This window comes from Aquimarina rubra, assembly GCF_042684305.1.
GTDB lineage: Bacteria > Bacteroidota > Bacteroidia > Flavobacteriales > Flavobacteriaceae > Aquimarina > Aquimarina rubra.
Genome location: NZ_JBHULE010000002.1, coordinates 189573 through 209910, shown reverse-complemented (window position 1 = coordinate 209910; position 20338 = coordinate 189573). Strand labels below are relative to the sequence as shown.

Genomic DNA, 20338 nt, shown 5'->3' with positions numbered 1-20338 from the left:
TAGTTGTGAGTTCTTGAGTTTTAAAAAATAAGAAATGGAAAGTATTAGAAATAAAAAATATAAATCAGAAATTGATGATAAAGAGAATCTTACATCTGATAACTCAGATACTCAGATACTCAGATACTCAGATATTGAAAAACTAACAAGCAAAGCCATTAAGCTTTTACTTGCATTAATCGAAACACAGTCTTTTTCCTCAGAAGAAGAAGGCACTGCAATCTTGATTGAAAATTGGTTTCACCAATATGATATTCCTTTTGAAAGAGAGAATAATAATATTTGGGCATATAACAAATATTTTGATGAGACCAAACCAACTATTTTATTAAACTCCCATCACGATACGGTAAAGCCTAATGGTAATTATACCAACGATCCCTTTAAAGCATTTGTAGAAGATGGAAAATTATACGGATTAGGAAGCAATGATGCTGGAGGATGCTTAGTTTCTTTAATTGCCACATTTACATATTTCTATAATAAAGAAGACTTGAACTATAACTTTGTTATCGCAGCTTCTGCAGAAGAAGAGAGTAGTGGTCCGTTAGGGTTAAAAAGTATCCTGAAATACTTAAAAAATGTTGAATTCGCTATTGTTGGAGAACCAACATTGATGCAATTAGCGATCGCAGAAAAAGGATTGTTAGTATTAGATGTGTCTGTAAACGGAACAGCTAGTCATGCAGCACATCCTAATGATGATAATGCTATATATAACACACTTGATGTAATTGATTGGTTTAAGAAGTATCAATTCGAAAAGACTTCCGAAACTCTGGGAGATGTAAAAATGACAGTAACACAAATTAATGCTGGTAACCAGCATAATGTAGTGCCTTCTCATTGTAATCTGGTTGTTGATATTAGAGTAAATGATAAGTATAAAAATGAGGAAGTTTTAGAATTGGTTAAACAAGCAATGCCTAAGAATGTCGAGGTGAAACCACGATCCTTACATTTAGGCTCTTCATCAATACCAAAAGATCACGCTATTGTAAAATCAGGAATTGCATTAGGAAGAACAACTTATGGATCACCTACACTATCAGATCAATCGGTATTAAGTTGTCCGTCGTTAAAATTAGGACCTGGAGATTCCACCAGATCACATTCTGCGGATGAATTTATATATGTAGAGGAGATCAAAGAAGGGGTAGCATTATATATTAAAATTTTAGAAGGAATCGTTTAAAAGAAATAGGAAAAATAGAGAAAGGAAATAAGAAAATAGATTGAAGCGCTGGGTTGTCTTTTCGCTATATTCTTTTTTCTGTACTCTTTTAAAAATAGAGAAATGAAACTTTGGGATAAAGGATTACCAACAGACCAAAAGATAGATATGTTTACTGTCGGAAATGATAGGCAACTGGATTTGGTCATTGCAAAATATGATATACAAGCAACCTTAGCCCATGCTAAAATGTTGCATCAGATAGAATTACTTTCTGATCATGATATCTCGGCAATAGAGACAGAACTAGATGTATTGGCAAATCATATTGAAGAAGGAACTTTTGTAATTGAAGATCAGTTTGAAGATGTACATTCTAAAATTGAATTTGAATTAACAAAAAAGATAGGCGACGCCGGAAAGCGGATTCACACTGCGAGATCTAGAAATGATCAAGTGTTAGTGGCTATGCATTTATATTTGAAAGAGGAATTATTAGGTATTAAATCTCAGGTCAAAGAATTGTCTGAAAACTTATTAAACTCTGCAGAAAAATATAAAGAAGTGCTATTACCGGGATATACACACTTTCAGATTGCGATGCCGTCTTCATTTGGATTATGGTTTTCGGCATATGCAGAGAGTTTTGTGGATGATGTATATTTTGTAAATGCAGCATTAAAAGTTGTAGATCAGAATCCTTTAGGTAGTGCAGCCGGATACGGAAGTTCATTTCCCATTGATAGAGAGTTTACCACCAAAGAACTAGGTTTCGAATCGCTAAAATATAATGTAGTAGCTGCACAGATGAGTAGAGGTAAATCCGAAAAATCTACTGCCTTTGCCATGAGTAGTATTGCAGGAACATTATCTAAACTGGCAATGGATGTGTGTTTATATATGAGTCAGAATTTTGATTTTATGGGCATTCCATCAGAATTAACTACGGGTTCCAGTATCATGCCACATAAGAAGAATCCGGATGTATTTGAACTAATTAGAGGAAAGTGTAACAAAATACAGGCATTGCCTTATGAATTAAGTTTGTTAACCAATAATTTACCTAGTGGTTACCATAGAGATTTACAATTGCTAAAGGAAGGAATTGTTCCGGCGATTCAGGATCTAAAAGCATGTTTAGAAATGGCAATCTACGCATTGAAAAGCGTCAGGGTGAATGAAGCCATTTTAGATGATTCTAAATATGATTATCTATTTAGTGTTGATACACTTAATGAATTAGTGATGAAAGGAATGTCTTTTAGAGATGCATATGTAAAAATTGGAATAGATATCGAAAACGGAAATTATAAGCCTGAAAAAAACACAAAACACAGTCATATCGGGAGTATCAATAATTTGTGTTTAGATAAGATCAAAGAGAAATTAAATTCAGTCTAAAAACAATATCATTTTGTCATTCTAGTGCAGGCTAGAATCCATTTTGAATAAAGAATTATAAGATATATTAGAAAAGTTGAAGCTGTTAATTGAGTGTAAGTTGAGTTAGTTTAATTTTTTTGGCTTCAACCTAGACCCTCATCGGAGTAGTTAACCGGTGAGGGTTGTTTTTTTAGTAGGGTAAAAGTTTAATAATTAATATCTTAGATGAAATTTATAAAACCATGAAAATAAGCTGTTTCGGAGAAGTACTTTGGGATATATTTCCACACCATAAAAAAATTGGAGGTGCTCCACTTAACGTTGCTTTACGATTAAAAACAATGGGGATCGATTCTTCTATTATCACTAGAGTTGGTGTAGATGATTTAGGGCATGATCTTATCGCTTATATCGATAAACAAGGGTTGTCTTCAGAAACAATACAGAAAGACTATCAACATCATACAGGAGAGGTATTAGTGAACCTGGATAGTGAGGGTACAGCTTCTTATGAAATCAGTCGTCCGGTTGCTTGGGATTTTATCAATAGTTCGAAGGAAGCTCTTAGGGATGTCAAAGCATCAGATGCAATAATTTTTGGTAGTTTGGCTGCCAGGAATGATATTTCCAGAAAGACTTTATTCGATTTGCTTGATGAAGCGAAATTCAAGATTTTGGATGTAAATCTTCGTCCACCGCATTACGATTCAGCATTGCTTTCTGAATTAATGAAAAGAGCAAATTTTATTAAGTTAAACGATGAAGAACTTGATGAAATCTGTAATCATTTTAGCATTAAAGAAACTACACTGCACAAGCAGATAAAAGAAATAGCAAATCATACAAATACAGATCAAATTTGTGTTACCAAAGGAGGAAAAGGCGCCACATTATTTTATGAAGGATCTTTGTATCATAATAATGGATACAAGATTGAAGTAGTGGATACAGTAGGAGCCGGAGACTCTTTTTTAGCAACTCTAATTTCTAAGCTACTACAAAAAAGTGATCCCCAATTAGCCTTAGATTTTGCTTGTGCAATAGGAGCAATGGTCGCAGGAAGTGAAGGTGCAAACCCTGTTTTTGAAGATAAAGAGATTGAAGATTTTATCGCCAATCAGTGATTAAAGTTTTAGAACTTTTTTAGAATCATAGTTTTTTTATGAATGTTTGTTTTGAATAATAATTGTGCTTTTAGTGTCATTCCGAATTTATTTCCAAATCTCATCCTGCTATCATAATTTATTAGACATTAAGGATAATCAAATAATTTTTATCAGGGGTAGGGTAATTCCAAAGTGTTACGTTTTAATACTATCAATTAAAACTTTTATAACCACAACTAACTACCCATGGATTTACTAATCGGATATGCTATCAGGCTTATTACCTTTCCCGGATTAATTTTAAAAGCTTTTATAAATAAATTAATATGCAATATGTTGGGTTTGCAAGTGCAAAAGGTAAACTATCTTGCATTGGATGAACATGTATTATCCGTTGAACACGAAAAGCCTCGCAGTTATACATATGTTTTAGCAATGGTGCTTATTCCTTTTTTGGAAATGTCTTTATTAGCGATGGTTTTATTTAATATGGGTAAGTATTTAATTCCTAATAGTGAAATCATATTCTTATGGCTGGGAATCTCTGTAGCCACGCATTCTTTTCCGGAGTCCGACGTGGGTCATTTACTTTTCAAAAAAAGCTTAAAACAGATTAAAGATGGAAATTATCTGGCAGCTTTTAATCTACCTCTAGCATTATTGATACAAATTAGTACAAAACCATATTTCTTCTGGTTGCACTTGTTATATGGAACTTTATTATATTTTTTAGTTGTTTTTCAAATGAATATATAATTCAAAAAAAACAGTACTAAAGTTCTCTTACCCAAATATTTCTGTAATGTACAGGATTGCTATGATCTTGTAATTTGATAGGTCCTTTACCATGTGGATCGTTTTTAGGAGGGCCAATATATTCTGTACTTCCTAAAATTTCTACATGATCTTGTACAAGTACTCCATTATGAATCACTGTAAAAAATCCTGATTTGGTTTTTCTACCATCTGTATCAAATTCAGGTGCATGGAAAATAATATCATAGGTTTGCCATTGATCATTTGGTTTGGTAGCATTTACTAATGGAATATGTTGCTTATAAATAGAAGTTGCTTGTCCATTTGAATAGGTACGATTCTGATAACTATCCAAAATTTGTACTTCATATTTATTCTGAAAGAAAACTCCGCTATTTCCTCTTCCTTGTCCTTCTCCTTCAACTACGTCTGGAGCTTTCCATTCTAGGTGTAATTGAACACTTCCAAAATTGTTTTTTGTTTGTATATCACCAGTTCCTGGTTTTACAGTCATGGTTTTATCAGGATTGATAGTCCAGGCGGCGGCTGTGGAATCTTTAGTCGAGATCCATTGATCTAAACCATTTCCGTCAAATAGAATTGTTGCATCAGATGGTACGTTGGAGTCATTAAAAGAGATCGCTTTTGGTTCTGGATCCCAGACTTCGGTTTCTTTGGGGTCGGTGATTTCTTCCTGTTTAGAGGGGGCTTTTGTTTCAATTTTCGTTTCTTCTTTTTGCGGGGTTATGGTTTTATCCTCCTTACAAGAAAGAAAGAAAACAACAATAATTAGCGGGGTTATAAAATTCTGTTTCAATTTTCTGAATGTATTTAATGAATTGTATGGGTTTCTATAATTTCTAGAGTTATTTCTGATAAAAATAAAACAAAAAGAGCATGCTTATCTGGATTAAGAATACTTTGGTTGAATGACATTGCATTAAATACATTCCAATTTGTAACATAAATGTCATTTGAGAAGGCATCAACATTTGGATTTCTACGAGACCTTGGATTATCAAACCCTAATATTGCGTGACACATTTCATGAATCATTACACGTAATCTATTATTATAAGAAGTAGTGAAAAATGGATCATACAAAATAAGGTAGGATCTTTCGTCTTCCGGTTGCCTTCTATGACTATGAGTACCTATGCTTTCGGCATATTCATATCCAGATGAATGTCCTCTCACAAAATCATCTCCGTTAATTGCATTAGCAGATCTATGAACTTCATAGTGTGAGGAGTGTCTATTCAATCTTTGCAAGTTTCTATGGATCAATCTAAAATTCCAATTGTAATTAGAGATATGTGTATGTGGTCTTAAATTACTAGTGCTGGAAAGAAAAGTAGCAAATAAGGAATCTTCTATCAATTGTCTTTGTCGTGGTATTAACGTTCGACCAGGAGTGATAAAGTCGTGCATTAAATAGTAAGCTCTTCTGATAAGTTGTATAGCTCCATGGTGAGCTTCTCTAACCTGCGTGAATTCAGCATCATTAAAATTTGTAATTGTAGTACTCATTGTAAACTTTTATGATATTTGAAATTACCAATTAAGCAGCAACTTGATTAAAGATATGAAATTCAGGCAACATCAAGAGTTGTTAAAACCTAGAATTTCCCGAAGTTGTTTTTTATCAATATCAGCTCCGGCAAAATCATCAAAAGCTTTTTGTGTGGCTTCTATGATATGCTTTTGAATAAAAGGAGCGCCCTCTTTGGCCCCTTGCTCCGGAGATTTGATACAGCATTCCCATTCCATTACTGCCCAGACATCACAACCATATTGCGTAAGCTTAGAGAAAATCGTCTTAAAATCAATTTGTCCATCTCCAGGAGAGCGATAACGTCCTGCACGATCTATCCAATCGCTATATCCGCCAAAAGCTCCTTTTTTTCCGGTTGGATTAAACTCAGAGTCTTTCACATGAAATGCTTTGATAAACTCGTGATAGTGATCTATGTATTCTAGGTAATCCAATTGTTGTAGTACAAAATGGCTTGGATCATATAAAATATTTACTCTTTTATGATTCCCGGTAGCTTTTAGAAAACGTTCAAATGTAATACCATCGTGCAAATCTTCGCCCGGATGAATTTCATAACAAACATCTACGCCTTGTTTATCAAAATGATTAAGAATAGGTAACCATCTTTTCGCTAATTCTTCAAATCCCATCTCCACCAATCCTGCAGGGCGTTGCGGCCACGGATGCATTGTGTGCCATAGCAATGCTCCAGAAAAAGTTGCGTGCACATTTAATCCTAATCGATTACTAGCAGTTGCTGCATTCTTAACTTGTGTTATTGCCCATTCAGTACGCTTTTTCGGATTGTTTTTACAACTATCTGGCGCAAAATTATCAAACATCAAATCATAGGCTGGATGTACAGCTACTAATTGCCCTTGCAGATGTGTGGATAATTCTGTTATTTCTAGGCCGTAATCAGTAATTTTACCTTTTAATTCATCACAGTAGGTTTGACTTTCTGATGCGGTATCAAGGTCTATCAATCTGGTTTCCCAAGTTGGGATTTGTATGCCTTTATAACCTAGATCTGATGCCCATTTGCATAATCCATCCAGTGAATTAAATGGAGCTTTATCATCCATAAACTGAGCTAGAAATATTGCCGGGCCCTTTATTGTTTTCATGTTGTTCTAGAATTTTTTAAAAATCGCGGTTCCTTCTCCTTGCGGAGAAGGTTAGGATGAGGGGATTTTAGTTGAACACCCTCACCTTAATCCTCTCCCTCAAGGTAGAGGAAACTCTATATAATATTAATTCATTTTTATCCAACTTGCATTGTTTTTACTGCTCTCTACTGCAGCATATATAAATTTCATTCCCCTCACACCATCGATTACTGTCGGAAAATCGGGATTAGTTGAAATATCTTTTCCGTTTTTTACACCCAGCAATTCTTTAGCGAAGCTTCTGTAAATAGTGGCAAAACCTTCTAAATATCCTTCAGGATGCCCTGCTGGAATTCTAACGTACGCTGATGACTCGGGATATGTGCCATTTCCACCTGGAGTGTATATTTGCTTTGGTTTGTCTAACCATTTTACGATAAGTTGGTTAGGGTTTTCTTGATACCATTCTACACTACCTTTGGTGCCATAGATTTTTACTCCAAGGTTGTTTTCTTCTCCGGTTGCTATTTGTGAGAATGACATAATTCCTTTGGCACCGTTTTCAAAACGTAATAAAACATTTCCATCATCATCCAGACTACGTCCATCTCCAAAAGCAGTAAGATCCGCGGCAATTGCGTTAATTTTAATATCTGTTATATATTCAATTAGATTTTCAGCGTGAGTACCGATATCGCCTAGTGCGCCTCCAATTCCCGAACGTTTTGGATCCACTCTCCAAGCTGCTTGTTTTTGACCGGTTTTTTCTACTGCTGTAGAAAGCCATCCTTGTAGATAATGCACGTTAATTTTTCGGATAGTTCCTAAATCTCCTTTGGCTATCATTGCTTTAGCCTGTTTTACCATTGGGTATCCTGTATAGTTATGAGTCAACGCAAATACTTTTCCTGAAGATGAAACTGTTTTTTCCAATTCAATTGCTTCATCCAAGGTCAATGATAAAGGCTTATCACAAATCACGTGAAAACCGTGTTCCAACGCCATTTTTGTAGGAGGGAAGTGCATATGATTTGGAGTGACAATAGCTACAAATTCCATTCTTTTTTCTTCGGGAAGCTTAGCTTCTTTCTTGATCATTTCTTCGAAACTTCCATACGCTCTATCGTCTGATATGCCAAGTTCTTTTGCAGAAGCTAGACTTTTTTCCTTACTAGAAGAAAATGCTCCACAAACCAAATCGATCATACCGTCTATACTGGCAGCTTTACGATGAACATCTCCTATAAAAGATCCTATACCACCACCAACCATTCCCATTTTAAGTCTGGACATAACTAGTTTTCTTTATATTCTATTTTTTCATTTTTGAAGAAAATCGCAAATAATATCATCACTACAGCCGCAAAAATAGCTGGGAATATCCATATATTATTCCAATCGTGTTGTCCTTCTGCTACTAGATTAGCATCTGTAATTTTTCCGGCAACATAAAACCCAATAAGCATTCCTAATCCATAAGTGGCAAGTGTAATCAAACCTTGCGCAGCACTTTTAAATTTTTCTCCTGCCTTAGAATCTGTATAAATCTGTCCGGACACAAAAAAGAAATCGTAACAAATACCGTGTAATGCGATTCCAACTAGGAGCATAAAAGCGAACTCCCCAGAGTTTCCATAAGCAAATAACAGATATCTAACAGCCCAGGCTAACATTCCCACTAATAATGTTTTTTTGAAACCAAATTTCTTAAAGAAAAAGGGTAGAAGTAACATAAAAAGTACTTCGGATATTTGACCAATGGTCATTTTTGCGGCAGGGTTAGATACACCAATTTCTCCTAAAAACTGCCCTGCGTGTTGATAATAAAAAGCAAGTGGAATACATATTAATATAGAAGCTAAGAAGAACATTAAAAAGTTTCTATCTTTCAAAAGTTTTATGGCATCCAAACCTAAAATATCTGAAATAGTTACTTGTTGATCTTTACTAACTTTAGGAGGTGTCTTGGGTAGAGTAAAACTAAATATTCCTAATATCCCTGACGCAACGGCTGTCATTAAAAAAGTGTTTTTTAGCATTCCTGAAGCTACACCTTCTGTAGAATCCCAATGGAAAACATAACTTATCACAAGCCCAGCAACAATCCACCCTATAGTACCAAAAACCCTAACAAAAGAAAATTGTTTAGCTGGATCCGTCATCTGATTAAAGGATACAGAATTTACCAATGCCAATGTAGGCATATAGGCAATCATATATCCTAACACATACGGGTAGAATACCGAAAAGTCTGAAGCATTCGCCATTTGATACATTAACAAAGCTCCTATAAGATGTAGTATACCCAATATTCGTTCTGCATTAAAAAATCTATCTGCAATGAGTCCAATGATAAACGGAGCGATAATAGCACCCCAGGATTGAGTAGAGTAGGCCATGGCTATTTCTCCACCATCAGTATTCAAGGTGTTTGGCAAATAAATACCCATAGTTACAAACCAGCCACCCCAAATAAAGAATTCTAAAAACATCATTAGGGATAACTGAAACTGAATGAATTTCTTCATAATAAATAGTGGTTAGTTTAATTGTTTACCGAGGTTTAATAATAAGTCTCGGGTAGCTATAACACCTTCAATTTCACTCATTCGTTCTCCTTCGTATTCTACTCCGATATAGCCTTGATATCCAGATGCTTTGACGATTTCTAGCATTTTTTTATAGTCTATCGTAGTTTCATTTCCATTGGCATCAAAATCATAAGATTTTGCACTTACTCCTTTTGCAAATGGCATCATTTCTTCAATTCCCTTATATTTCGGATACTCCTTAACACACTTAGCGCCCCAACGTTCGCCTCCTTCACGTTCTAAACAAAAATTACCAAAATCAGGCAGTGTTCCGCAATTAGGTTTGTTTACTTTTTGCATTACTTTCACAAGTAAAGAAGCATCAGACGATAAGTACCCATGATTTTCTACAATCACGTTCACTCCTTTTGTTGCAGCATAGTCAGATAGTTTAGTGAGTCCATCGGTAGCTACTTCTACCCATTTTTCAGGATCATTAGTGCCAAAAAGGTTGACCCGGATCGAATGGCACCCCAGAAATTGGGCTGCGTCCACCCATTTTTTATGATTCTCTACGGTTTGATTTCTTTCTTTTTCATCTAGCACAGCTAAATCTCCTTCTCCATCTACCATAATTAACAGATTCTGTACGTTATGTTTTTCACTTTTTGATTTTAAGGAATCGAGAAGTTGTTGTAAGGCTGTTTCAGGATTTTTCGCGTCTTTATATTTACCAGTATACAACTGACTTACATACTCGATTCCGGTAAATCCTAATTCTCTTGCTTTTTCAGCAAAATCTATCGGATCTAATTTACCGGATTGTATTTCTCTATGAAGTGACCATTGTGCCAGTGATAATTCAAAGAAAGGCTCGGATGTAGTTGGTTTTTCTATAACTTTTTCTTCTTCTTTTTCCACTGAAGTGGTGTTTTCAGTTGTTTTATTCTTGCAAGAACTAATAATTAATATGCATAGTAGTCCTTTAAAGATGGTTTTGTGCATAATGTTAAGTTTAGTTAGGTTGTTGTTATTATAAAGCCCAGTCTTTTCCTCCGGTTAGATTTTGAACAGAATCGCAGCCCACATATTCTCCTGGAACAGGTAAATAATTAAGCACATTTTCTGCAATATCTTTTGAAGTCTTAAATCCGAAAATGGATAAACTTCTAACAGAAGAAAGATAGCTAAAAGATATAGCTTCTTGTGGAACATTGGCTAAATCTTCGGGAGTTTTTACTTTCGATATTGCTTCCCAGTGTTCTTTTTGTTTTTCTTTAGGAAGTTTTAAATAGTTGGATAATAGCGCATCATATTCTTCAATAGTAACATCATCTATACTTTTTTCTTCGCTTACTCCCAGTTCTTTCATAATAATACCTGCACCATATTTAAACATTTGTGCTTCTTCTACTTCCTCAAGAGCGTTATTAATAAACTTGTCAATAAACATAGGAACGTGCAATGATTTGGCACCTGGTATATCTGTTTCAGGAATGATCAAATCTACAATTTGTTCTAAAGCTTTTCCTTCGTCTATGGATAAAAGTTCTGGTGTCCAGTCTAATACGTATTCTTTTTGACAACTTTGCAAAAGACTAAATATTGTGGGAGTAGCGGCAATGTATCCTGCTGATAATCCTATGTTTTTTAATGCTTCTCTTCTGTTCATAGTATGGAGATTAAGCGTTTTTTTGTAGTTGTTTTGCAGCGTGATCTGCGGCTCTGGCTGTAAAAGCCATATAGGTTAATGATGGATTTACACAACTTGCAGAGGTCATAAAAGCTCCATCGGTAACATATACATTAGGCACTGCATGGATTTGGTTATTTCCGTTGAGTACAGATGTTTTTGGATCTCTACCCATTCTGGCAGTCCCCATTTCATGAATCCCAAGTCCCGGAGCACCAATACTATCCCAAGGCTGAACATCAGTAAAACCTGCTTTAGTAAGCATATCCATTGCCTGTTGGATCATATCCTTTCGCATTTCTAATTCATTTTCTTTGAATTCTGCATCAAAGGTCACCGTAGGTAGTCCCCATTCATCCAATTTATCATAATCCAACGTCATTTTGTTTTCATGATAGGGTAGGCATTCACCGAATCCCATAAGACCCACTCGCCATCCACCTGGTTCCAAAATCTTTTCTTTTAGTTCCGTTCCATATCCGAGTTCTGCAATGGTTTCTTCCCAATTGCTTCGACTTGCTCCTCCTTGGTATCCATATCCACGCTTAAAGTTCTTTTGATCGGTTTCGCCACCTATATTTCTAAAACGAGGAATATAAATTCCATTGGGACGTCGTCCTTTGTAATATTTATCTTTAAATCCATTGTATTTTCCGAAGGCACCAGCCTTAAAATGATGGTCCATAATATTATGACCCAATTCACCAGAATCATTGCCCATTCCATTAGGAAAACGCTCTGATTTAGATTGCATTAGTATACTAGCAGATGCGATTGCCGATGCGCAAAGAAATATAACTTTTGCCGTGAATTGTGTTTTTTCTTTGGTTAATGTATCAATCACTTCTACACCAGTAGCTTTCCCTGTTTTATCATCGTAAAGTACTTGATGCACAATAGAGTTAGGTCGAAGTGTCATATTGCCTGTTCTCTCTGCAGCAGGAAGGGTAGAGGAGTTACTACTAAAATAGGCTCCAAAAGGGCAACCTCTCATACAACGATTACGGTATTGACAATTCATCCTTCCTTCGAAGGTTTTGGTTCCTGTAATATGTGCGGTTCTTCCTATGGTAAGAAGACGATCTTTATAATTCTGAGCGATATTCTTTTTTAAATGATCTTCTACACAATTTAATTCCATAGGAGGCAAAAACTGTCCGTCTGGTAACTGCTCTAAACCAAGTTTTTCTCCACTAACTCCAATAAATTCTTCTACTTTATCATACCAGGGAGCAATGTCTTTATATCGTACCGGCCAATCTACTGCTATGTCTTCTTTTTTATTAGCTTCAAAATCAAAATCACATAATCTATAACTTTGTCTACCCCACATCAGAGATCTTCCACCAACGTGATATCCTCTTATCCAATCAAAACGTTTTGTTTCGTTATAAGGATGTTTTAAATCATTAACAAAGAAATGACGATGTGCTTTATCTGTAACATAACCAGTACGATGTTGCTTAGGCTGCTCCGCAATTTCTTCTTTAGAAGGTTCACCTTTTAACTCATAATCCCAAGGATCATCGTTTGCTGTTTTATAATCATCGATATGAGTCACCATACGCCCGCGTTCTAAGACTAGTGTTTTGAGTCCTTTTTCACAAAGTTCTTTGGCTGCCCAGCCACCACTAATTCCTGTTCCTACAACTATTGCATCATATTGAGGTTCTTGTTCCATACTTTTTTGATATTTTCAGACAATCCATAATTAAATTTCAACGAGTACATTCTTGCGATAGAATGAATCGTCATCACAGTCATATTAACTTAATACAACATACATAGAGTTATTATAAGCTCTATTTTAAGTTCTGATAGTAGTTTTATTTGTCTGTTTTCTTCTTGTTCAGGAAGAAAAAGGTATTATAGTATGACACACATATTGTGTTTTGTCAAAGAATTTGTAGCGAGCAAATTCCGGTTCTAATATAAGAAGTTTGTATGCTTTTTAACAATACAATTAACAAATCATTAATTAAATTAGTAAAAGATTAAAAATAAAATCAAAATCAATGTTAAAAGTTAATCGAAGAAAAGCTATTAAGAACCTGTCTTTTGGTATAGGTGCATTAGGCTTTGGAGGAACAATAATGGGGCATTCAGTTTCAGAAAAAGTATTGGGTTCATTTCAAAGCGCTTTAAAAGGGAATATTAATCATTCAGTCTGTCGGTGGTGTTACCAGAATATTCCTCTAGAACGTTTTGCAGAAAAATCAAAAGATATGGGTATTAAAGCAATCGATTTATTGAAGCCGGAAGAATGGAGAATTGTCATGAAACAAGGACTAAGCTGTTCTCTAGCTACGGATACTTTTGCTAGTATCACTAATGGATTTAATGATCCAAAAAATCATTCAGAATTACAGAGAAAATATCAAAACCTTATCTCTCAAGCATCTCACTCGGGAATACAACAGGTGATTGTTTTTTCTGGTAATCGTAAGGGTATTTCTAATGAAATCGGCTTGGAAAATTGTGCTAAAGGATTGAATCCTTTGGTAAAATATGCCGAAAAAAATAATGTCACTCTCATTATGGAATTGCTAAATAGTAAAGTAGATCATAAAGATTATCAGTGTGATCATACTCCTTGGGGTGTTAGTCTCGTGGATAAAATTGGTTCTACCAGTTTTAAATTGCTGTACGATATCTATCATATGCAAATTATGGAAGGAGATATTATTGCAACAATTAACAAATATCACGAGTATATTGCGCATTATCATACCGGAGGTGTTCCGGGAAGACACGAGATCAATCATACGCAAGAGTTAAATTATCCTGCCATAATGAAAGCGATCTTTACGAATGGATTTACCGGATATGTAGCTCAGGAGTTTATTCCAACCTATAAGGATAGTTTGGAAGCACTAAAAGAAGGAATTATGATATGTGATGTGTAATAGTTATTAAGGAATCATTGTTTTTAAATCCTGAATGACATTGATATTATGCCTGATATACGCAAAAAGTATAAATAAGATAATGATCGCTACTATAAACCCTAACAAATTTCCATTTTTACTGCTAGAGACTTTTTTCGAAGTTTTTAAATAGACTTTAGATAATTTTTTTGTGTATTTAGAAACTAATGCAAAAGCCGGGGCAAAGATTAGAATGACAATAAGCATATCTATTAATACCAATAAATAGCCTTCTACATTCACATGCTTTTTTACATAATTAATAATGAATTGATTAATTAAAGCAGCACATAACACTGCGATTGCATAAATTGCAAATTTGGTAAGTTGTCTTTTATTCATGGGGCTATGTCTATTTTTTAATATGGTAAAAATAGAAAATGTTACGAAACTATATTAGCTTGTTGTTCATTTAGAATGAAATGTAAAAGAAAAGCGTCGATTCGAGTGATTTTGTGTAATGAAATGAAGAAAAATTGCCTGTCTACCTGGTATTTCGGTAGACAGGCACTTCTCCTTTTAGTCGAAGCACTCGAATTGACGGATTTTGATGAAAAAAATCTAAATGCAAAACGAGTTATATTAGTAAACTTTATAAAGGAATATTACCATGTTTTCGTTTAGGTCTATCAATTTTTTTGTTTTCCAACATACTGAATCCTTTGATGAGTTTTCTTCGAGTATTTTCTGGTAAGATAACTTCATCTATAAAGCCTCGTTGTGCCGCCCTATATGGATTGGCAAATTTATCGGCATATTCGGTTTCTTTTTCTGCTAGTTTGGCAGCAGGTTCTTCTGCAGCTTTGATTTCTCTTCTAAAGATTATTTCACTGGCACCTTTAGCACCCATAACTGCGATTTCTGCAGTTGGCCATGCAAAGTTAAGATCTGCACCAATATGCTTAGAATTCATTACATCGTACGCACCACCATATGCTTTACGAGTAATCACAGTTACTTTTGGTACGGTTGCTTCGCTTAATGCATACAGCAATTTAGCACCGTGAACTATAATTCCATTCCATTCCTGATCCGTTCCGGGTAAAAATCCAGGAACATCTACCAATACTAATAATGGGATATTAAAACAATCACAGAAACGAGTAAAACGTGCTGCTTTTTTAGAACTATTTACATCCAAAACACCTGCCAGGAACATAGGTTGATTGGCAACAATACCAACACTTCTTCCGCCAAGTCTTGCAAAACCTACAATGATATTCTCTGCATAGTTTTTATGAATCTCATAAAACGAATCAGTGTCAATTATACCACTGATTACTTCATGCATGTCATAAGGTTTATTTGGGTTATCAGGAATAATTTCCGAAAGAATATCTCTTTTTTCATCAGTTAATGGATAAGAGATATTTTTAGGAGTTTCCTGATTGTTTTGAGGTAGATAACTCAATAATTTCTTTACATCTTCCAGGCACTCTACGTCATTGGGAGAAGTGATATGAGCAACTCCGGATTTTGTAGAATGTGTACTGGCACCTCCTAATTCTTCAGAAGTTACCTCTTCATTAGTTACCGTTTTTACTACATTAGGTCCGGTAACGAACATATAACTAGTATCTTCTACCATGATAGTAAAATCAGTCATAGCAGGAGAATAAACGGCTCCACCAGCGCAAGGTCCCATAATAGCAGAAATCTGAGGAATCACACCTGATGCCTGTACGTTTCTATGAAAAATATCTGCATATCCGCCTAAAGATCGCACTCCTTCCTGAATTCTGGCACCACCAGAATCATTTAACCCAATAATAGGAGCTCCAACATTGACAGCAAGATCCATTACTTTACATATTTTTTCTGCGTGAGTCTCAGATAAAGCACCACCAAAAACAGTAAAATCTTGTGCGAAAATATACACTAACCTTCCATCTACTGTTCCATAACCTGTTACTACACCATCTCCATAATAGATTTCTTTCTCCATTCCGAAGTCGGTTGTTCTATGGGTAACCAGAATACCTATTTCTTCAAAAGATCCTTCATCCAAAAAGTAATCTACACGTTCTCTTGCGGTCAATTTTTTCTTTTGATGTTGTTTTTCAATGCGCTGTTCACCACCACCTAAATGCGCTTGATCTATTTTTTCTTGTAGAGCTTTTATTTTCGAATTCATATGTTAGTGCGTTGGTAATCTTAGTGTTTTTTGATCTTCTTGATATTGTTTTAAAGCAACTAAAGCCGCTACTTTAGCTTCAGCTTCCATTTCTAATTTTAATACCTCTGGAGTGTAATGTTTTTTTACAAAATGCGTATCAAATGAACCAGATCTAAAAGCTTCATGCTGGCATACGAACTTTCCAAAAGGTAAAGTAGTTTGTACACCTTCTACAATGTAATCACCGATAGCTTTAATCATTAGTTGGATAGCTTCTTCACGAGTCTTTCCATAGGTTATTAATTTTGATAGCATAGGATCATAATAAATAGGTATATCCATACCTTCTTCAAAACCATTATCTACTCTAATACCGTCTCCAGATGGGATTCTATAAGTATCCAAATGCCCTACGCTAGGTAAGAAATCATTTAATGGATCTTCTGCATAAACTCTTAACTCTAATGCGTGTCCTTGGATTGTGAGATCTTCTTGTTTAATTGAAAGTTCTTCGCCTCTAGCTACTTTAATTTGAAGCTCTACTAGGTCAGTTCCTGTAATCAATTCAGTTACCGGATGTTCTACTTGCAGACGTGTATTCATTTCCAGGAAGTAGAAATTATGGTTTTCATCTAATAAAAATTCTACTGTTCCGGCACCTACATAATCACAAGCTTTTGCGACTTTAACGGCTGCTTCACCCATCTCAGTTCTTAATGTTGGAGTTAACACTGCAGAAGGAGCTTCTTCTACTACTTTCTGATGTCTTCGCTGTACGCTACATTCTCTTTCAAAAAGGTGAATCACATTACCGTGAGTATCTGCCATTACCTGAATCTCGATATGTCGGGGAGAAGCTACATATTTTTCAATAAATACAGATCCATCGCCAAAAGCCGAAATAGCTTCACTAATAGCACGCTGCATCTGTGATTCCAGATCACTTTCTTTTTCTACTACGCGCATTCCTTTTCCACCGCCGCCGGCAGATGCTTTTATTAAAATAGGAAAACCAATTTCGTGAGCAATTTTTTTCGCTTTGACAACATCAGTTATCGCTTCATCTATTCCTGGAACCATAGGAATGTCATATGCTTTCACAGCTTCTTTGGCAGCTAATTTACTTCCCATGACCTTGATCGCTTTGGATTTCGGACCAATGAATATGAGATCGTTCTTTTCAACGGCTGAAGCAAAGTCTGCATTTTCACTTAAGAAACCATAACCTGGATGTATGGCATCTACATGTAATTCTTTGGCAACTTCAATAATCTTAGATCCTAATAAATAAGATTCACTAGAAGGAGCTTCACCTACACAAACAGCTTCATCGGCAAATTTTACATGTGGAGCATTTCTGTCTACGGTAGAATAAATAGCAACAGTTTTGATCCCCATTTTGCGAGCTGTTTGCATCACTCTAATGGCAATTTCACCTCTATTGGCAACTAATATTTTTTTCATAGTATACTAGAACTTATGATATGTCTTTTGATTTTATCTTGGGTAAGGTTTTATTCGAATTCGATTAATAATTTTCCTTTATCGACTGCATCTCCTTTAGTAACAGCAATAGATTTAATTGTTCCCTCTCTTGGAGAAGTAATGATATTTTCCATTTTCATGGCTTCTAAGACCAATAGATAATCATCTTCCTTTACAGTTTGACCAACTTCTACCTGAATGTCTATAATAAGTCCAGGCATTGGAGATTTGATAGAGTTTACTTGTTTAGAAGCACCAATGGAAAAGCCCATTTCAGAAATCATCATATCCAATGAGTTCGATATGTCTACTTCATATGTATTAGAGTTAACCTTTACGGTGTATTTCTTATTATTAAAATCAGATTCTAAAATCTCTGAAAGATAAGACTGATTATCGTTAATAATATGGAATTTCGAATCAGGAGTTTTAATAATATCGGTTGTAGAAATATCATTCTCGGATAGTATAGCTTCAAAATCTTTATTAACTTTTACTTTATAGTTTGCGCTCATAAATAGACCCTTCAATTGATGGATAAATATAAGTATTTAAAGTTATCGTTAATATTTGTTGTGAAATTTTTAAAACATGTTTCGTTAAAGCCTTTGTTTTTACGATAATTTCAATAAAAGGTCTACAGAAAATAAGTAGAAGGGTTGCAAAAAGGTGTCAAAAGAGTTTCATTATGGTTGCAAAGAGATTATGATGTATTTTTGAATAGTAACCTAAAATATCTCTTAACAATTAAAACCTGTCTTCCTTTGAAAACTTTTAATGTATTCATCATCGCCCTTTTGTTGTCTCTAAGTTGTTACGCTCAATCCCATGATAGTCTTGTAAGGGAATTGAAATATAAAATAGAAAAAGCAACAACCGATTCTGCTCAAATAAAATATAAAATTGAATTGGTTAAACAGATTCACCGGTTTGATATTGATACTTCAGTGATAGTACTAAAAGAGGTTTTAGATGTTCTTGAAAATCTGGAAGAAAGCAATTATTATCAGAGCCGTAAAGCAGAAGCTCTTAATTATCTGGGGATATTGAATAGTAAACAAAGCGAAGTTGAAATTGCGCTCAATAACTACTTAAAAGCTTTGGATATAACTCAAACTATTGGGGATTCTGTTGGTGTCGGATTAACACTGCATAATTTAGGGATGTTTTACAGGCGGCAAAAAGATTATAAAAAAGCCAAACAATACCTAAAAAAAGCAATAGCAATAAAACAACAAAGCAAAGATGTCGAAGATTTAGCACTATCTCACCATATGTTGGCGGTTACCTATTATACAAATAAACAGATGGATTCTGCAAGGTATCATATATCTGTTGTAAAAAGTATGCCTTGTTCAGGTATTCGTAAATCGAAGGCCAATGGCACTTTAGCAGCACTATACTTTTCAGAAAAGAGCTATGACAAGTCTATTAATATCTACAAAGAAAATATTGGGATATCCAAAGATGTAAATGATCAAAACGAATTAAGTATCAGTTATTTGAATGTCGCTGTATTATATAATGCACTTAAAGAATATGAAAAAGCAGTTCCTTACCTTGATAGTGCAATAGCAGTTGCAGAAAAAACAAAGAATAAAGGATTGTTGCGAACTCAATATTACAGTAGAAGTAACCTCAATGAAACTAGAAAAGAGTATCAACAAGCCTTACAAGATTATAAAATCTATAAAGCCTATAATGATTCGATCAATGATACCGAAAAAGTAAAACGAATCACAGCTTTAGAATTGAATTATAAATTCGATAAAGAAAAGCAAGCAGATCAATTACGATTGGAAAGTGAGGCAGCAAAAAAACGATTATACCTCATATTATTTGCAATTGCTGTGATTTTGGGAAGTATCATTTTTTGGCTAACGAGAAAGAATGCCAAACATCGTTTAGCATTATCAAATAACAAATTGCAAAGAGAACAATTAGAGAAAGTACAAGCAGAATTGGCTTTGGTTACCAAGGAAAAGGAATTGAAGAGAGTTGTTATAGAAGGATCTTTGCGTCAGGAGATTTTAAATAAAACGTTGGGAGAAATAAAAGATATTATCGGACTTGAAAATGAAAAAGAACGTAAAATCGCTTTGCAATCACTTTCAGCTTCTTTACTTTCTGAAGAGGTTACTAAAAAGACGACTTCAGAAATACAATCCTACTTGGATAAGGTAAGTCTTGATTTTAAAGTGATTTTGGATTCGAATTTTTCGCAGCTTAGCGAAAAAGAAAAAGAGCTTCTGTGTTTAATGACACTAGAATTGAATGCGACTCAAATCAGTAAATTACAAAACAATACGGTGTCTGCAATTAAATCTTCCAGATCGCGAATTCGTAAAAAAATAGGAGTTGGTTCTAAAGAAGATATTATTGACTTTATACAGAATTCAAGAACCTAAATCAAAGCCTACATGATTTCCAAATATAGGCAGATAGTCACCTTGAGCCGGTTGAAGGTTTTTGTCTATAGCATTTGCTTCGTAAGCTTAACATAATAGTCTATCATTTGATC

General features: G+C 34.8%; 18 protein-coding genes. 6 read left to right on the top strand and 12 right to left on the bottom strand.

Features of this window, described 5'->3' with window-relative positions; genetic code table 11:
* Window positions 1-34: 34 nt before the first annotated feature.
* The 4 genes from ACFSR1_RS01435 (at window position 35) to ACFSR1_RS01420 (ending at window position 4419) form a co-directional block, all read left to right on the top strand.
* Window positions 35-1195, top strand: a complete 1161-nt coding sequence (locus ACFSR1_RS01435; protein ID WP_378288913.1) for a M20 family metallo-hydrolase — start codon at window positions 35-37, stop codon at window positions 1193-1195.
* Window positions 1196-1297: 102 nt separating this feature from the next.
* Complete coding sequence (argH, locus tag ACFSR1_RS01430) at window positions 1298-2575, top strand: argininosuccinate lyase (RefSeq protein ID WP_378288911.1); 1278 nt, start codon at window positions 1298-1300, stop codon at window positions 2573-2575.
* A gap of 224 nt (window positions 2576-2799) precedes the next feature.
* A complete protein-coding gene (locus ACFSR1_RS01425) occupies window positions 2800-3681 on the top strand; it encodes a carbohydrate kinase family protein (protein ID WP_378288909.1) in 882 nt (293 codons plus the stop codon).
* A gap of 228 nt (window positions 3682-3909) precedes the next feature.
* The gene (locus ACFSR1_RS01420; protein WP_378288907.1) at window positions 3910-4419 is read left to right on the top strand and encodes a hypothetical protein; all 510 of its coding nucleotides are present in this window, start codon (window positions 3910-3912) and stop codon (window positions 4417-4419) included.
* 16 nt (window positions 4420-4435) lie between these two features.
* On the opposite strand, the gene ACFSR1_RS01415 is transcribed toward ACFSR1_RS01420, so the two are convergent.
* From ACFSR1_RS01415 to ACFSR1_RS01380, 8 genes are all read right to left on the bottom strand, one after another.
* Window positions 4436-5236 carry a 3-keto-disaccharide hydrolase gene (locus ACFSR1_RS01415; protein ID WP_378288905.1) on the bottom strand — a complete coding sequence of 267 codons (801 nt, stop codon included), beginning with the start codon at window positions 5234-5236 and terminating at the stop codon, window positions 4436-4438.
* 14 nt (window positions 5237-5250) lie between these two features.
* Window positions 5251-5949 (bottom strand): hypothetical protein, encoded by a 699-nt coding sequence (locus ACFSR1_RS01410; protein ID WP_378288903.1) that lies wholly within the window; start codon window positions 5947-5949, stop codon window positions 5251-5253.
* A gap of 72 nt (window positions 5950-6021) precedes the next feature.
* A complete protein-coding gene (locus tag ACFSR1_RS01405) occupies window positions 6022-7083 on the bottom strand; it encodes a sugar phosphate isomerase/epimerase family protein (RefSeq protein ID WP_378288901.1) in 1062 nt (353 codons plus the stop codon).
* A 126-nt stretch (window positions 7084-7209) separates the two neighbouring features.
* Entirely contained in the window at window positions 7210-8358 is a 1149-nt protein-coding gene (locus ACFSR1_RS01400) for a Gfo/Idh/MocA family protein (RefSeq protein WP_378288899.1), read from the bottom strand.
* 2 nt (window positions 8359-8360) lie between these two features.
* Window positions 8361-9593, bottom strand: a complete 1233-nt coding sequence (locus ACFSR1_RS01395) for an MFS transporter (RefSeq protein ID WP_378288897.1) — start codon at window positions 9591-9593, stop codon at window positions 8361-8363.
* Window positions 9594-9605: 12 nt separating this feature from the next.
* A complete protein-coding gene (locus ACFSR1_RS01390; protein WP_378288895.1) occupies window positions 9606-10601 on the bottom strand; it encodes a sugar phosphate isomerase/epimerase family protein in 996 nt (331 codons plus the stop codon).
* A gap of 28 nt (window positions 10602-10629) precedes the next feature.
* Window positions 10630-11268, bottom strand: a complete 639-nt coding sequence (locus tag ACFSR1_RS01385) for a gluconate 2-dehydrogenase subunit 3 family protein (RefSeq protein ID WP_378288893.1) — start codon at window positions 11266-11268, stop codon at window positions 10630-10632.
* 10 nt (window positions 11269-11278) lie between these two features.
* Window positions 11279-12970, bottom strand: a complete 1692-nt coding sequence (locus tag ACFSR1_RS01380) for a GMC oxidoreductase (protein ID WP_378288891.1) — start codon at window positions 12968-12970, stop codon at window positions 11279-11281.
* Window positions 12971-13304: 334 nt separating this feature from the next.
* Between ACFSR1_RS01380 and ACFSR1_RS01375 the strand changes: the two genes are divergently transcribed.
* Window positions 13305-14195, top strand: a complete 891-nt coding sequence (locus ACFSR1_RS01375; RefSeq protein WP_378288889.1) for a hydroxypyruvate isomerase family protein — start codon at window positions 13305-13307, stop codon at window positions 14193-14195.
* A gap of 6 nt (window positions 14196-14201) precedes the next feature.
* Here ACFSR1_RS01375 and ACFSR1_RS01370 read toward each other — a convergent pair whose 3' ends face one another.
* The 4 genes from ACFSR1_RS01370 to ACFSR1_RS01355 all read right to left on the bottom strand — a co-directional run bounded on the left by ACFSR1_RS01370 (window position 14202) and on the right by ACFSR1_RS01355 (window position 18332).
* Window positions 14202-14558 (bottom strand): hypothetical protein, encoded by a 357-nt coding sequence (locus ACFSR1_RS01370; protein WP_378288887.1) that lies wholly within the window; start codon window positions 14556-14558, stop codon window positions 14202-14204.
* Window positions 14559-14808: 250 nt separating this feature from the next.
* Window positions 14809-16350: an acyl-CoA carboxylase subunit beta gene (locus ACFSR1_RS01365; RefSeq protein WP_378288885.1), complete on the bottom strand. Its 1542-nt coding sequence runs from the start codon at window positions 16348-16350 to the stop codon at window positions 14809-14811.
* 3 nt (window positions 16351-16353) lie between these two features.
* A complete protein-coding gene (gene accC / locus ACFSR1_RS01360) occupies window positions 16354-17796 on the bottom strand; it encodes an acetyl-CoA carboxylase biotin carboxylase subunit (RefSeq protein ID WP_378288883.1) in 1443 nt (480 codons plus the stop codon).
* 50 nt (window positions 17797-17846) lie between these two features.
* Window positions 17847-18332 carry an acetyl-CoA carboxylase biotin carboxyl carrier protein subunit gene (locus ACFSR1_RS01355; RefSeq protein WP_378288881.1) on the bottom strand — a complete coding sequence of 162 codons (486 nt, stop codon included), beginning with the start codon at window positions 18330-18332 and terminating at the stop codon, window positions 17847-17849.
* Between the two features lie 249 nt (window positions 18333-18581).
* Between ACFSR1_RS01355 and ACFSR1_RS01350 the strand changes: the two genes are divergently transcribed.
* Window positions 18582-20225, top strand: coding sequence for a tetratricopeptide repeat protein (locus ACFSR1_RS01350; protein WP_378288879.1), 1644 nt, complete (start codon window positions 18582-18584; stop codon window positions 20223-20225).
* The last annotated feature ends 113 nt before the right edge of the window (window positions 20226-20338 follow it).

Excerpts from the sequence above, each read along its gene's own strand:
- ACFSR1_RS01385 (WP_378288893.1), bottom strand. The coding sequence starts at position 11,268 with ATGAACAGAAGAGAAGCATTAAAAAACATAGGATTATCAGCAGGATAC.
- ACFSR1_RS01375 (WP_378288889.1), top strand. The coding sequence starts at position 13,305 with ATGTTAAAAGTTAATCGAAGAAAAGCTATTAAGAACCTGTCTTTTGGT.
- ACFSR1_RS01355 (WP_378288881.1), bottom strand. The coding sequence starts at position 18,332 with ATGAGCGCAAACTATAAAGTAAAAGTTAATAAAGATTTTGAAGCTATA.
- argH (WP_378288911.1), top strand. The coding sequence starts at position 1,298 with ATGAAACTTTGGGATAAAGGATTACCAACAGACCAAAAGATAGATATG.
- ACFSR1_RS01370 (WP_378288887.1), bottom strand. The coding sequence starts at position 14,558 with ATGAATAAAAGACAACTTACCAAATTTGCAATTTATGCAATCGCAGTG.
- ACFSR1_RS01395 (WP_378288897.1), bottom strand. The coding sequence starts at position 9,593 with ATGAAGAAATTCATTCAGTTTCAGTTATCCCTAATGATGTTTTTAGAA.
- ACFSR1_RS01380 (WP_378288891.1), bottom strand. The coding sequence starts at position 12,970 with ATGGAACAAGAACCTCAATATGATGCAATAGTTGTAGGAACAGGAATT.
- ACFSR1_RS01390 (WP_378288895.1), bottom strand. The coding sequence starts at position 10,601 with ATGCACAAAACCATCTTTAAAGGACTACTATGCATATTAATTATTAGT.
- ACFSR1_RS01425 (WP_378288909.1), top strand. The coding sequence starts at position 2,800 with ATGAAAATAAGCTGTTTCGGAGAAGTACTTTGGGATATATTTCCACAC.
- ACFSR1_RS01400 (WP_378288899.1), bottom strand. The coding sequence starts at position 8,358 with ATGTCCAGACTTAAAATGGGAATGGTTGGTGGTGGTATAGGATCTTTT.
- accC (WP_378288883.1), bottom strand. The coding sequence starts at position 17,796 with ATGAAAAAAATATTAGTTGCCAATAGAGGTGAAATTGCCATTAGAGTG.
- ACFSR1_RS01365 (WP_378288885.1), bottom strand. The coding sequence starts at position 16,350 with ATGAATTCGAAAATAAAAGCTCTACAAGAAAAAATAGATCAAGCGCAT.
- ACFSR1_RS01420 (WP_378288907.1), top strand. The coding sequence starts at position 3,910 with ATGGATTTACTAATCGGATATGCTATCAGGCTTATTACCTTTCCCGGA.
- ACFSR1_RS01410 (WP_378288903.1), bottom strand. The coding sequence starts at position 5,949 with ATGAGTACTACAATTACAAATTTTAATGATGCTGAATTCACGCAGGTT.
- ACFSR1_RS01405 (WP_378288901.1), bottom strand. The coding sequence starts at position 7,083 with ATGAAAACAATAAAGGGCCCGGCAATATTTCTAGCTCAGTTTATGGAT.
- ACFSR1_RS01435 (WP_378288913.1), top strand. The coding sequence starts at position 35 with ATGGAAAGTATTAGAAATAAAAAATATAAATCAGAAATTGATGATAAA.